At 64.8% G+C, this 13,076-nt stretch carries 10 protein-coding genes and 1 riboswitch; of the genes, 4 read left to right on the top strand and 6 right to left on the bottom strand.

What is annotated here, in order from left to right; all coding sequences use genetic code 11:
- Window positions 1–10: 10 nt before the first annotated feature.
- From cobM to cbiE, 4 genes are read right to left on the bottom strand one after another with little or no spacing between them, the layout of a single operon-like run.
- On the bottom strand, window positions 11–739 hold the full coding sequence (gene cobM, locus P3T25_RS05270; protein ID WP_429357656.1) for a precorrin-4 C(11)-methyltransferase: 729 nt from the start codon (window positions 737–739) through the stop codon (window positions 11–13).
- Between the two features lie 46 nt (window positions 740–785).
- Window positions 786–1,508: a cobalt-precorrin-6A reductase gene (locus tag P3T25_RS05265; protein ID WP_429357699.1), complete on the bottom strand. Its 723-nt coding sequence runs from the start codon at window positions 1,506–1,508 to the stop codon at window positions 786–788.
- A complete protein-coding gene (locus P3T25_RS05260; protein ID WP_266239252.1) occupies window positions 1,505–2,593 on the bottom strand; it encodes a cobalt-precorrin-5B (C(1))-methyltransferase in 1,089 nt (362 codons plus the stop codon). Before P3T25_RS05260 ends, P3T25_RS05265 begins: the two co-directional genes overlap by 4 nt.
- Window positions 2,593–3,939: a precorrin-6y C5,15-methyltransferase (decarboxylating) subunit CbiE gene (cbiE, locus tag P3T25_RS05255; RefSeq protein WP_429357655.1), complete on the bottom strand. Its 1,347-nt coding sequence runs from the start codon at window positions 3,937–3,939 to the stop codon at window positions 2,593–2,595. Before cbiE ends, P3T25_RS05260 begins: the two co-directional genes overlap by 1 nt.
- A gap of 84 nt (window positions 3,940–4,023) precedes the next feature.
- Window positions 4,024–4,202: riboswitch (cobalamin riboswitch) on the top strand.
- 84 nt (window positions 4,203–4,286) lie between these two features.
- Here cbiE and P3T25_RS05250 point away from each other — a divergent pair.
- Genes P3T25_RS05250 through cobJ form a run of 4 tightly spaced genes read left to right on the top strand, consistent with a single transcriptional unit; the run spans window position 4,287 to window position 9,047 of the window.
- Complete coding sequence (locus P3T25_RS05250; RefSeq protein WP_429357654.1) at window positions 4,287–5,918, top strand: precorrin-3B synthase; 1,632 nt, start codon at window positions 4,287–4,289, stop codon at window positions 5,916–5,918.
- Entirely contained in the window at window positions 5,911–6,537 is a 627-nt protein-coding gene (locus P3T25_RS05245; RefSeq protein WP_266239250.1) for a precorrin-8X methylmutase, read from the top strand. The genes P3T25_RS05250 and P3T25_RS05245 overlap by 8 nt, the downstream gene beginning before the upstream one ends.
- Entirely contained in the window at window positions 6,538–7,269 is a 732-nt protein-coding gene (locus P3T25_RS05240) for a precorrin-2 C(20)-methyltransferase (RefSeq protein WP_154560496.1), read from the top strand.
- Complete coding sequence (gene cobJ, locus P3T25_RS05235) at window positions 7,257–9,047, top strand: precorrin-3B C(17)-methyltransferase (protein WP_429357653.1); 1,791 nt, start codon at window positions 7,257–7,259, stop codon at window positions 9,045–9,047. The genes P3T25_RS05240 and cobJ overlap by 13 nt, the downstream gene beginning before the upstream one ends.
- A 73-nt stretch (window positions 9,048–9,120) precedes the next feature.
- Here cobJ and P3T25_RS05230 read toward each other — a convergent pair whose 3' ends face one another.
- Both P3T25_RS05230 and P3T25_RS05225 read right to left on the bottom strand, forming a co-directional pair.
- The gene (locus P3T25_RS05230; protein WP_429357652.1) at window positions 9,121–11,745 is read right to left on the bottom strand and encodes an AAA family ATPase; all 2,625 of its coding nucleotides are present in this window, start codon (window positions 11,743–11,745) and stop codon (window positions 9,121–9,123) included.
- A complete protein-coding gene (locus P3T25_RS05225; RefSeq protein ID WP_429357651.1) occupies window positions 11,742–12,884 on the bottom strand; it encodes a metallophosphoesterase family protein in 1,143 nt (380 codons plus the stop codon). Before P3T25_RS05225 ends, P3T25_RS05230 begins: the two co-directional genes overlap by 4 nt.
- Window positions 12,885–13,076: the final 192 nt, after the last annotated feature.

Below are 13,076 nucleotides of genomic sequence, written 5' to 3'. Positions count from 1 at the left end.
GGTGTACGGATCAGCCGCCTTTCGCGTACAACGTCGACTCCGCGAATCCTTCAGCCGCCAGCACCTGTCCCACCAGGATCAGCGCAGTCCGCTCTATGTTGGTGGACTGCACTTTGCCGACGATATCGTCGAGCGTGCCGGTGATCTTTTCTTCATCCGGCCAGCTCGCACGATAGATCACCGCGATCGGACACGCGCCGCCGTAATGCGGCCGTAGTTCATCGACGATGCGGGCAAGATGGCGCACGCCGAGGTGAATCGCCATCGTCGCGCGATGTCTCGCGAGGTCGGCGAGTTGTTCGCCTTCCGGCATCGTCGTTTTGCTTGCAAAGCGCGTGAGGATCAGCGTCTGCGAAATATTGGGCAAGGTGAGTTCGCAGCCGAGGGTCGCCGCGCATGCCGCGGTTGCCGTCACGCCCGGTACGACCTCGTAGGGAATGTCGAGTTCGCGAAGTCTGCGGATCTGCTCGCCGATCGCGCCATACAAGGACGGGTCGCCGGAATGCACGCGTGCCACGTCCTGGCCTTTGTCGTGTGCGGCCTTGAGTAACGCGACGATCTGATCGAGGTCGAGTTCGGCGGTATTGACGACTTGCTCCGCGCTATGCCCCTCGAGCACAGCGGCCGGCACCAGCGAGCCGGCGTACAGGATCACGGGGCAGCCGCGCACAAGGCGTTGCCCTTTCACCGTGATCAGTTCCGGGTCGCCGGGACCCGCGCCGATAAAAAACACCGTCATTCGTTACTCCATGATTCGTTTGGCCGGCATGACATGCATGCGCCATTTAACCTGAGACTTGCAACGCTTCCAGCAAGTCGGCCACGCTAGCAAACTCGCGATCGACTGCGGGCAATTCAGGGCGTCGCAGCATAACCACCGGCAAGCCGCGTTCGCGCGCGACCTCGAGTTTCGCTTCGGTGGCGCTGCCGCCGCTGTTTTTGCTGACGACGACATCGAATGCTTCCGCGCTGAACAGCGCTCGCTCCCCTTCGAGCGTAAACGGCCCGCGTGTCGCCAGAATTCGCGCACGTGGATTGGCTTCGTGTGCGCCGAGGCAGCGTATTGTCCAGAATTGCTGCGGCGGGATTTCGTCGAGATGCGCGAGCGGTTCGCGTCCGAGCGTGAACAGTGGTCGCTTGAATGAAGCAAGCGCGGCCGTAAGTTCGGTCCAATCGTCGACCATGCGCCAGTCGTCGCCAGCTTGCGGCTGCCAGCCCTCGCGGCGCAGCGCCCAGCACGGTACCTGCGCGGCGCCGCTCGCTTTCGCGGCATTGGCGCTGATCTGCGCGGCGTACGGATGTGTCGCGTCGATCACGAGGCTAATGCGTCTGTCCTCGATATAACGCGCCAACCCTTCGCTGCCACCGAAGCCGCCCACGCGCACCTCGCATGACAGATCGTCCGGCACCTTGCCAAGGCCCGCGAGACTGTACACATGCTCAGGGCCGAGCTGTCTGGCGATCCGCAAAGCGTCGCCGGTGCCGCCGAGCAGCAGGACCCGCATTATTGCGCGGCTCCGATCAGATTGCCCTGGCGATCGATCGCAAACATTTCGACCGCGACCTGCGGCGGCACGATAGCGCGCGCGACGGCCAGCGCGTGACGGCAGACGATATCGCCGAGTGGTACCTGCCGCGCGTGAGCCAACGCGACCGCCTGCTGACTCGTATTGGCGGCGAGGATCGCCGCCTGCAACGCGTCGTCGGCGCCATACTCCGCAGCCCAGGTCGCAAGCCGTTCCAGATCGATGCTCGAATTGCGGCTATGCAGATCGAGATGCCCGGCCGCCAGTTTGCTGAGTTTGCCGAAGCCGCCGCACACGCTCAAGCGCTCGACCGGCGCACGCTTCATATGCTTGAGCACCGCGCCGACGAAGTCGCCCATTTCGATCAGCGCGATGTCCGGCAGACCGTAATGCGCGCGCATCGCGTCTTCGCTTGCGTTGCCGGTGCAGGCCGCGAGATGCAGGTAACCGTTCGCCCGCGCGACGTCGATGCCCTGATGAATCGATGCGATATAGGCCGAGCACGAGAACGGCCGGACGATGCCGGTAGTGCCGAGAATCGACAAGCCGCCGAGAATGCCGAGGCGCGGGTTCATCGTTTTCAGTGCAAGTGCTTCGCCGCCTTCGACGCCGATCGTCACTTCGAAGCCGCCGCCGTACCCATGTTCCGCCGCGAGCTCGGTCAGATGCTCGGTCATCATCTTGCGCGGGACCGGATTGATCGCTGGTTCGCCGACGGGCAGCGTGAGGCCGGCGCGCGTCACGGTGCCAACGCCTGGCCCTGCGCGGAAGATCACACCCGGTTCGGCAAGCAGTCGCACGCGGGCGAATACGATCGCGCCGTGTGTCACGTCGGGGTCGTCGCCAGCGTCTTTCACCGTGCCCGCTTCCGCGCCGTCGGCGGTCAGGCGGCAGAACACCAGCGGCATCGGCACATGCTGGCCCTTCGGCAACACGATCTCCGCGACCTCGCTGACGATACCCGCGAGCAACAGACGCGCGGCCGCGAGCGACGTCGCGGTGGCGCAACTGCCGGTCGTGTAGCCGCTACGCAGCGGCGCGGGTTGTTCGGGCGTCTCTTCGCGCATTACGGGTGGGGTGGTGAGTCTGCGGGGGTGGCTGAGGTGCCGGATGTGCATATGGCGGCATTGATGCCACTAGCGCCGTTCGTGCTGCTCGTATTGCTCGTGCTGTTCGCGCCGCTCGCACGGAACGTGCCGTCGGCGCCGTCAGCCAGCTTCGTGACCTCCAGCAGCGTGATCGGCAGCGCCTGGCGCCACGTATCGAAGCCGCCAAGCGGCTGTGCGTCGGCCAGCGCAATGCGGGTCAACGTGCCACCGTGTTGCTCACGCCACGCTGCCAGCGCGGCCTCGCCTTGCAAGGTCACGGCATTGGCAACCAGACGTCCGCCGTCGCGCAGACGCGCCCAGCACGCGTCGAGCACGCCCGGCACCGTCACGCCACCGCCGATGAACACGGCATCCGGCACAGCCAATCCTTCCAGCGCATCAGGCGCGCGGCCAGCCACCAGTTGCAGACCCGGCACGCCCAACGCATCGCGATTGTGCTCGATGAACCGCTGCCGCTCCGCGTGCCCTTCGATCGCAATCGCGCGGCAGGTCGGGTGCGCGCGCATCCATTCGATGCCGATCGAGCCGCTGCCCGCGCCCACGTCCCATAGCAATTCGCCGGGCGTCGGCGCGAGGCGTGCCAGCGTGATCGCGCGGACGTCGCGCTTGGTCAACTGACCGTCGTGGCGAAAGGCGTCGTCGGGCAAGCCGACGGTCAGCGGCAAACGCGGGGCGCCTTCCGTTGCACGGCATTCAAGCGCGATCAGGTTCAACGCTGCCACTTCGCCCGCAGACCACTGGTCCGCACGGCCATCGATACACCGCTCCAGATCGCCGCCCAAATGTTCCAGCACGGTCATCCGGGTCGCGCCGAAACCGCGCGCATTCAGCAGTTCGGCCAGCGCGGCGGGCGTGCGCCCATCGGCACTCAGCACGAAGACGCGCGCGCCGTCGTGCAGATGAGCATTCAGCGTCGGCAATGGCCTTCCCACCAGCGAAACCGTGGCGACGTCCTGCAACGGCCAGCCAAGCCGCGCGGCCGCCAGCGACAACGACGACGGCGCCGGCAATACCCGCAACTCGCCTGCCGGCAACTGCCGCGCGAGGGTCGCGCCGACGCCGAACAGCATCGGATCCCCACTCGCCAGCACACACACCGACCCCGTACGCTCGGCCAGCAAAGGCGCGAGATCGAACGGCCTGGGCCATGCCTCACGGCGCGCGGCGAGGCGTGCGGGCAGCATCGCCAGATGACGTTCGCCGCCATAAACCACCGACGCTTCCAGCAAAGCACGCCGCGCGGGCCTCCCCAAGCCGGCGAAGCCGTCATCGCCTATGCCCACCACGGTCAGCCACGCCGGCATGCATCCATCCTCATTCTGTATCTTCAAATAATGCGCTGTGCCACGCCGATCAAAGCGTCCAGCCTCGTTGTGCTGTTCGAAAAAAGGCATAATACAGCCGCCGGTGCCCTTCGGGGCCGAAGAGGGAACACAGTGTTGCTGTGGCTGCCCCCGCAACTGTATGCAGCGAGTCCGCCTGCGCTCCGCGCCACTGGTTCGACCGGGAAGGCCGCGGCGGACCATGACCTGCCAGCCAGGAGACCTGCCGGCCAGACTGTTCGTGCCAGCCTACATCGGGCGGGGTGTACCGATGCCGCAGCAATCGCCGCTTTGCGGCTTGCTCGGGCCGTCGCGCGACGCTAAACCCGGTGTCCGTCTTGAATCAAGCTTCGCCCTCCACTGCTTTGCCCGATGCGGCCCTCGCGCTGCGGCCCTCGGCGTGCCCGGGGCTGCTGCGCATCGTCGCGGCGCGCGATGGGGGGATTTGCCGGATCAAATTGCCCGGCGGTGAGTTGAGCGCGGCGCAGGCCGCGGTGATCGCCGACGTCAGCGAGCGGCATGCGGCCGGTGTGGTCGAGCTGACCAATCGCGCGAATCTGCAGGTGCGTGGCGTGCGAAGCGGGCATGAAGCGGCGTTGATCGCGGCGCTGGTCGATGCGGGGCTTGGGCCGATTCGGGCGACCGGTGCGGTGGATGCTGACAGCTTGCTGCTAAAGACCTTGGCAAATACTTCAACCGCATCTCGGTTCGGCGCAGCGGATGCTTCGAATACGCGACCGACGACCGCACGACAAGCTCCTACCGCAATTTCGGCGTCCGCTGCGGACGATGTGCGCAATGTGATGGTGAGCCCAACTGCCGGGCGCGATCCATTTGCGCTGTTCGATACGAGGCCGCTTTGCGTCGAACTGCTCACGTTGCTGCAATCCGAAGCGCGTTTCGCGGCGCTATCGCCCAAATTCGCGCTACTGCTCGATGGTGGTGAGCGTCTTGCCAGACTCGATCATCCACATGATGTCTGGCTCGCGGCGACGCAAGCTGAAGACGGTGTGCGATTTGTGCTTGGATTGGCAGGTTGTCCGCCTGCTGTGGCGAACGCGGACGTTGACGTCAATGCCGATGCCGATGCCGATGCCGATGCCGATGCCTTCCAGCATATCGCGCGTACCGGCTCGCATAGCGCCGTTGACCATCCTCATCCGAATTACGCAGGCGCTCTCGCCGCAGTGCTGCCCGCGCAAGTCACAGACCTCGTCCGCGCGCTGCTGCATACGTTCCTCGATCTGGCCGCCCCAGATGCCACGCGCATGCGTCACCTGCTCGCCACGCATCCCGTCGACGCGCTATTGCAGCACACTCAAACGTACGTCGATTTCCCGCTGTCACGCGACACATCGCTTGCAAACTGGCTACGCCCCACGCCCGCCGATACCACGCTGCGACTCGGCGCGCACGCACAGCGAGTCGTGGGAATGCTGCACGTAGGCGGCCAACCGCCGCTCGGACGCCTCGACGCCACGACCTTGCGCGGCCTCGCCACGCTCTCGCAACAGCAAGGCAACGGCACGCTGCGCATGACGCCCTGGCAAAGCGTGTTACTACCCGATATCGCAGCCGATGCCGCACCCACCGTGCTCGCTGAAATGAACGCGCTAGGCCTCGCATGCGATCCAGCGCAGCCTATGACACGTCTGATCGCCTGCGCCGGTTCCACAGGCTGTGCAAAAAGCCTCGCCGACACCAAAGCCGATGCGTTACGGCTAGCAGATCGCTTGCCCGATGGCATCGACGTCCATCTGAGCGGCTGTCCGCGCTCATGCGCTGCCGCACATTGCGCGCCGTACACGCTGCTGGCTGCGGCGCCCGGCATCTACGACCTTTATCGACGCGACGGCCAGGCGGGTTTCGGCTCGCGCGTCGCGCACCAACTTACGATCGAACAAGCCGCCGACATGCTCGCCCCATTGGCACACCCGGCCCGGAGCCCCTCAGATGCTTGATTACATTCGCGACGGTCAGGAGATCTATCGCCAATCCTTCGCGACGATACGTGCGGAGGCCGACCTGTCGCGCATCCCCGCCGACCTCGAGAAACTCGCGGTGCGCGTGATCCACGCCTGCGGCATGGTCGACGTCGTTGAAGATCTTCAGTTTTCCGAAGGCGCAGGCACCGCGGGCCGTACGGCACTGGCGCAAGGCGCGCCGATTCTGTGCGATGCCGGCATGGTGGCGCAAGGCATCACGCGCGCACGCCTGCCCGCGAACAACGACGTGATTTGCACGCTGACGCATCAGGACGTGCCCGCACTCGCACGCGAACTCGGCAATACGCGCTCGGCGGCTGCGCTCGAATTGTGGCGGGCCCGGCTGGCCGGCAGCGTCGTCGTGATCGGCAATGCGCCGACCGCCCTCTTTCACTTGCTCGACATGCTCGATGCCGGCGCAGCAAAACCCGCACTGATCCTCGGCTTTCCGGTCGGTTTTGTCGGCGCGGCCGAATCGAAAGCGATGCTTGCCGAAGACAGTCGCGGCGTGCCCTACGTCGTGGTTCACGGTCGACGCGGCGGCAGCGCGATGGCCGCCGCTGCCGTGAACGCACTGGCGACGGAGGTCGAGTAAATGACGGTGCAAGGACGTTTATTCGGACTGGGCGTGGGCCCCGGCGACCCTGAGCTCATCACACTGAAAGCGCTGCGTTTGCTGAAAGCGGCGCCCGTGGTCGCGTATTTCGTCGCAAAGGGTAAGAAGGGCAACGCCTTCAGCATCATCGAGGCGCATCTGCATGACGCTCAACAGCATCTGCCGCTCGTTTATCCCGTCACGACCGAAGCGCTCGAACCGCCGCTTTCGTATGAAGTGATCATCGCCGACTTCTATGACACCGCTGCGGAGGTCGTCGCCGGCCATCTCGACGCGGGCCGCGACGTAGCGGTGATTTGCGAGGGCGATCCGTTTTTCTACGGCTCGTACATGTATTTGCACGACCGCCTCGCGGCGCGTTTCGAAGCCGAAGTCGTGCCCGGCGTGTGCTCGATGCTCGGCGGTGCAGCGGTACTCGGCTCGCCGCTGGTGTATCGCAATCAGAGTTTGTCGGTGCTCTCCGGCGTGTTGCCTGAAGACGAACTGCGGCGGCGTCTCGCCGATGCCGACGCTGCCGTCATCATGAAACTCGGCCGCAATTTCGATAAGGTGCGGCGCGTGCTCGGCGAACTTGGACTCGCGCATCGTGCGCTTTATGTCGAACGCGCGACCATGGGCAATCAGCGCATCGTGCCGCTTGACGAAGTCGACCCGATGGCCTCGCCGTATTTTTCGCTGCTCGTGGTGCCGGGGGAAAAATGGCAAGGTTGACGCCGCCCGCGATCGTGATTCTCGGTGCGGGCGCGCTGGAGACCGCACGGCGTATCCAGATGTTGTATGCCGGTTGCCAGGTGCATGCCTTGCAGGGCCGAGTCGAGGCTGACGTCTCATACACGGAACTCCGCGCGCATCTGTGTGATCTGTATGCGCGCGGTACGCCGATCATCGCGTTGTGCGCCGCCGGGATCGTGATTCGTTGCGTCGCGCCCTTGTTGTCGAATAAGGGCGTCGAGCCGCCGGTGCTGGCCGTTGCAGAAGATGGGAGTGCGGTCGTGCCCTTGCTCGGTGGGCTTGCCGGCGTCAACGTGATGGCTCGCGAGATTGCGGCTGCGTTGAACGTGTCGCCTGCGATTACAACGAGTGGCGAACTGCGCTTTGGAACGTGTATGCTCAATCCGCCTGAGGGCTATGCGCTTGCCGATATAGCGCAAGGCAAGCGCTTCGTGTCTGATCTGCTGGCGGGTGAAAGCACGCGCATCGAGGGTGAAGCGCCGTGGCTCGATGACGCGCAATTGCCTCGCTCTGAATCCGGACGTCTCGCGATCCGCGTGACGCCACGTGCGTGGGATGGGCGGGATGATGAGTTGGTGATTCATCCGCGGAGTGTGGTGGCGGCAGTGACCGTGCCGAGTGCCGCTGCGCATTCCAATACGGATACGGACCTCGGCGCAAATTCCGGTGCTGATTCGCAGACGGCTTCCGGCGCTCGAATCGCCGCGCTGGTACAAGAGGCATTGGACGCGCACGGTCTTGCACCACTCTCGCTCGCGGCATTGCTGGTTCCTTCCGAACACATGGCAAACCCGGCGCTCGCCGATGCCGCGGCGAGCCTGAACGTGCCGCTGCGTTTTGCCCAGGCGGGCCCGGAGGACGGCGAGCCGCCGAGCAATTTGCTGCATGCCGCGCTGCGCCTGCCTTATCAAACCTTGCATGACGACGCGGACGCAGGGGTTGCACTCGCGTTGGCCGCGTTGGCAATCGACCCGAGCACGATTGGCCGTACGCGCGGCCGCTTGACCGTGATCGGCCTCGGCCCCGGCAGCGCCGATCTGATGGTGCCCGCCGCACGAACGGCGCTGAACGAAGCCACCGATATTCTCGGCTACGAAACATACGTGAAAATGGCCGGCCCCTTGCGTGCCGACCAACGCGTACACGGCACGGACAATCGCGAAGAGATGCAGCGGGCGCGCCATGCGTTCGAACTCGCGAGCACTGGACGGTCAGTGGTGATGGTGTCGTCGGGCGATCCCGGCGTGTTTGCGATGGCGGCAGCGGTGCTTGAAGCGCTCGAAGAAGGCGCTTCGACGAACGCTGACTGGCGCTCGGTCCAACTCGCCATCGTGCCGGGAGTGTCCGCTGCCATGGCAACTGCGGCGCAAGCCGGCGCGCCGTTAGGCCATGACTTCTGCATGCTGTCGTTATCCGACAATCTGAAACCGTGGACCATCATCGAAAAGCGCCTTCGGCATGCGGCCGAAGCGGATCTGGTGATGGCTTTCTACAATCCGATCTCCCGCGCACGGCCGTGGCAGTTGGATAAAGCGCTGGACATCGTGCGGGAATATCGCGCTGCCGCGACGAAAGTCGTGCTCGGCCGCGATATCGGCAGACCGGGCAGCACACTGCGCACGATCACGCTAGGTGAACTGCGTTCGTCCGATGTGGATATGCGCACGATGGTGATCGTGGGGTCGTCGACGACACGCGCGTTTGCTAACGGTGTCGATGGCGGGGAATGGGTTTACACGCCGCGGTGGTATGAGTGAGCACAGTGGGTTATTTTCGCCCCATCCCCCTCACCATTGCCTCCATTTGCACCCCATCCGCCCGCGCGATGCCCTATGCCGCCACCTTCAAATCCTCAATCGCCCGCTGCCTGACGCCCAGATCATCCCAGAGTTCCGGATGGCACGTGAACACCAGAATCTGATGCCGCGTCGCCGCGTCGATCAGCGCGCGCTTGATCGCATCGCGTCGCGTCGCGTCGGTATGCACGGCTGCGTCGTCGAGCATGAGCAAGGTGGGTCGGCCCGACGCCTTCAATAGATCCGCGTACGCCAGCCGCGTCAGAATACCGAGTTGCTCCCGTGTACCGAAGCTCAACGCATCGAGCGTATCCGCGCGACCATAGCGATCCAGCGTCGCCGGACTCAGATCGTCGCCGAGCGCAATCGTCGACTGCGGGAAAATGCGCTTCAGATAGTGCCCGAGCCGCTCGGTCAACGGCGCGCGCAGTTGCGCCACCGCCGCATCACGTTCGTCGACAAGCACTTCGTCGAGCAGACTCAAAGCTCTCGCCCGCAAGCTGAGTTCTTCCTTGCGGCGCATGGCCTGTTCGACTGAAGCATTTACTGTAGCGAGACGCTCCCCGAGCCCAGAAGCGCCAACCGTCTCGAGCTGACTGCGCAACTGCGCGATCCGCAGTTGCCGTTCGTGCTGCTCGTTGCGCGCAAGTTCTGCCGACGCCCGATAGCGCTTCGCTTCAGCCGCCGGATCGTCGAGACGCGCAGCTTCCAACTCACGCTCACGTCCTTCAAGCTGTTTCTTCAGCGCCTCGACCTGCACGCGCTGCTCGACGATTTTCGTCTGCCACAGCGCGCGGTTGCGGCAGAACGCCTCGTCGCCCAGTTGCGCCTCCTTACGCTGGAGTTGCGCGGCGAGCGATTCCGTCGTGGCCGTAGCGGTCGATCGCTTCTCCGCCGCTTGTGCCAACACTTTTCGGGCGGCGTCCAGCGCATCACGTGCGATGTCGGCGTTGCGGAGAGCCTCGTCGAGCGGTGGCGCGGCGGAGACATCGGGCAAGGCCGCAAGCCGTCCGTTGGCCGATTGCATTCGCGCATCCGCCGAAGCCAACGCAGCCCGCAGCGCGTCGATACCCTGCGGCGCATGTACCTCAAGAATCTTCGCCTGGCTTTTCTGCTGCGCGACCAGCGTCTTCCACTGCTCGTGCCTGGCCTCGGCCTCGCCCAGCGACGCCACGCCCAGCGTCTGCAACAATTGCGCATGCTGGGCTTCGAGCGACGCCAACTCGGATAACCGCGCAGACAGATCGGAGACGCCCGGAATCACGCGCAATTCGCCGAGTTCGCCAAGACCGATCAGTTTTTCCTCGTCGAGCCGCAGCACGCCCTCGCCGTGTACCTCTGCATCGCCGACGGTGATCGCGCCATTCAACCGGTATTCGATGCGCGTCATCGCCGCTTCGGTCCGCGCGCGCAGCACGGTCAATTCCGCATCGAGCGACTGGAGCCGCTTCAATTGCGCCCCGTCGATCTCGAGCGCGGCCGCTGCGCGGGTCGCCTCCAGCACGGCCTCGTTCGCCTTGCCGGCGGCCGCGATCGAGGCTTCGAGCCGCTCGCTCTCGGTGCGGTGCAGAGCGATCTGACTGCGCAAATCGCCCGCGGTTACCGCGGCGTTCGCCAGTTCGTACGCGCGGTTGGCATCGGTAGCCGCCTGTTCAAATTTCGCCACGCTCGCCTGAGCCTGCGCATGTTCGTTCTGAACTGCCGAGACATTGGCTCGTGCGGCGTCGAGTTGCTGCCGCTCGCGTGCAACGGCTGCTTCGAGTTCAGTGGCCGCCTGTTCCTGCTGCAACGAAAGCGCCAACTCTGCGTCCTTCAATTGCAGCGACTGGGAGAGCCCCTGAAGACTGCGTTCGAGTTCGGCCGCGGCGTCGGCGCGCTGTTGTGCCTGCACGGCCTTCTGCTCATGAAGCTCCCAGGGGCGCTTGCGTTGCGCGTCGTCGAAGGCTTCCTGCTGCGTGGCAAGCCGTACGATGTTCTCATCGAACTGCTGACGCTGCTGCTCCAGATCGTCGCGCTCTTCGATCAGCGCCGCCAACGCCTGTTCGGCCTCGGCCAATGGGCCGGTGGACTTCTGCGTACGCGCCGTGAGCAGTTGCCGGAGTTCGCGCTGCACCGCCGCGATCAGCGCATCCTCACCCGCCGATTCATGACCGCCCGACAGTTGCGACAACGCATCGCGCAGATACTGCGCCGCATGTCCCGTGGAATCGCGCACCTCCTGCGTACCGCCTTGTTGCACCCACAACAAACCGGGGACACCGGCGTTTTCCGCCTTCAGCGGCCCACGCGCGGCCCGCGAAAAACCGAGCAGCGCGGCGAGCTTGTCTTCGGCTTCGTCTTCGCCGAACACCGCTTGACCGATCTTCAATTCGCAGCGCTGCCGGGTGACGAACTGCTTCGACAGCCTGCAGGCCGTGCCGTCCATGTCGAATGTCACTTCAACCGACGGCTGCCCGCTCGCCTTGCCCCACGGCAGCAGGTCTTTCAGATGCGAAGCCTTGTAGCGCTCGAGGAACACCGCCCGCACGGCTTCGGCGATCGTGCTCTTGCCAGCCTCGTTCGGGCCGGTGAACAGATTGAGTCCAGGCTGCAGATCGTCGATGACGAGCCGTCCGGTGAACTGCTTGAACTCCTGAATCGCGATGCTTTCCAGCTTCATGCGGACCTCGCTTCGCGCGGCAGTTCACGTTGAAAACGCGCCAGAAGCAATAACGCCTCCGCCGCGCGCTTGACCTGTTGCGGGTCGGACTGCGGGTCCTCCTGCAAGCCTCGCAGACGCGCCACCACTTTCGCGAGGTAGCCGCTTTGCGCGCCGAGTTCGGCGAGATCGTCGGCGGTGGGCAGCACCTGCAGGCCACTCAGATCGACGCGCAGCGCACGCACCCGCGCACGGGTCTCTTCCACCGCAAGGTGAATGGCTTCGGCCTCGGCCAGTGCGGTCGATCCGCTTACGGTCACCCGCAGCACGTCATGACTGCCCAACGTGCTGAGTCGCAGCTTGAGCGAATCGACGTCGGTCGGCACGGAGATCCCCTCTTCCCAGCGATGCCATTGATATTTACCGACCCGCACCGCTTCAACGGACGGCACGGCGCCAGGCTCGGTCAGCGTGACGTCGAGCATGAAGCCCGGATCGTTGGCGCGGAAACGGTCCTGCTCGTGCGTGCCGGCATACCAGGTGCGTTCGTCGACACGCAAATAACCGTGCCAGTCGCCGAGCGCGAGATAGTCCAGACGCGCGCTCGCTGCACGCGTCGGCGCGATCGGGTTCGACGAATCGATGCCCTCCTGCAGAATCCCGCTGACGCTGCCATGCGCGAGTCCGATACGGTGATAGCCGGGCGGCGTCTCTGTCGTGTCGAAGAAACCCGTCGTGTCGTCGTAAGTGATGCGTTGCGTGAGCGGCGCGCAAAGCAACGCGCACTGGCACGCGTCGAGCGTCACCACGCCGGGTTCGAGCACCAGTCGTACGTTCGGTGCGACGCAGTTCAGCCGCTGCGCACGGGTCCACACGCTCTCGACCAATGCGGCATCGTGATTGCCCGGCAGCATGATCCACGGCCCGGAAAACGCTTGCAGCGCGCCGAACAACCGGCGGATCACCGTGTCCGAAACGGTCTGCAGGTCGAATACGTCGCCGGCGACCAGCACGGCGTCAACCTTGCGCGCCGCCGCTTCCTCCGCGATCCGGCGCACTGTCTCGAAGCGCGCTTCCGCGAGGTGCGCGGCTTCGTCCGGCTCGAACTGGCCGAATTGCGTACCTATCTGCCAGTCCGCGGTGTGCAGAAACCTGATCACTGTGCCTCCATTCCGTTCAATTGCATCGTCACTCAATACTCATTCGGCGCTCATGTTACCGCGCCTGCGGGTCAAAGAATGTCCCAAGCCGGCGCCACACGGCCCGAACAGCGGCGCTACACTCGCGTTTCTGGACCAGCACGCCAATCGCACCGCACCATTCCAATCAACTAGAACTCCGCTGCCCTGCTG

Source organism: Paraburkholderia sp. GAS32 (assembly GCF_050434225.1).
Lineage (GTDB): Bacteria > Pseudomonadota > Gammaproteobacteria > Burkholderiales > Burkholderiaceae > Paraburkholderia > Paraburkholderia madseniana.
This window is presented reverse-complemented; position numbering and strand designations above follow the sequence as displayed.

What these genes read in the sequence shown, in the direction of transcription:
- cobM (WP_429357656.1), bottom strand. Translation starts at nt 739, where the DNA reads ATGACGGTGTTTTTTATCGGCGCGGGTCCCGGCGACCCGGAACTGATC.
- P3T25_RS05260 (WP_266239252.1), bottom strand. Translation starts at nt 2,593, where the DNA reads ATGCGCGAAGAGACGCCCGAACAACCCGCGCCGCTGCGTAGCGGCTAC.
- cbiE (WP_429357655.1), bottom strand. Translation starts at nt 3,939, where the DNA reads ATGCCGGCGTGGCTGACCGTGGTGGGCATAGGCGATGACGGCTTCGCC.
- P3T25_RS05245 (WP_266239250.1), top strand. Translation starts at nt 5,911, where the DNA reads ATGCTTGATTACATTCGCGACGGTCAGGAGATCTATCGCCAATCCTTC.
- P3T25_RS05240 (WP_154560496.1), top strand. Translation starts at nt 6,538, where the DNA reads ATGACGGTGCAAGGACGTTTATTCGGACTGGGCGTGGGCCCCGGCGAC.
- cobJ (WP_429357653.1), top strand. Translation starts at nt 7,257, where the DNA reads ATGGCAAGGTTGACGCCGCCCGCGATCGTGATTCTCGGTGCGGGCGCG.
- P3T25_RS05230 (WP_429357652.1), bottom strand. Translation starts at nt 11,745, where the DNA reads ATGAAGCTGGAAAGCATCGCGATTCAGGAGTTCAAGCAGTTCACCGGA.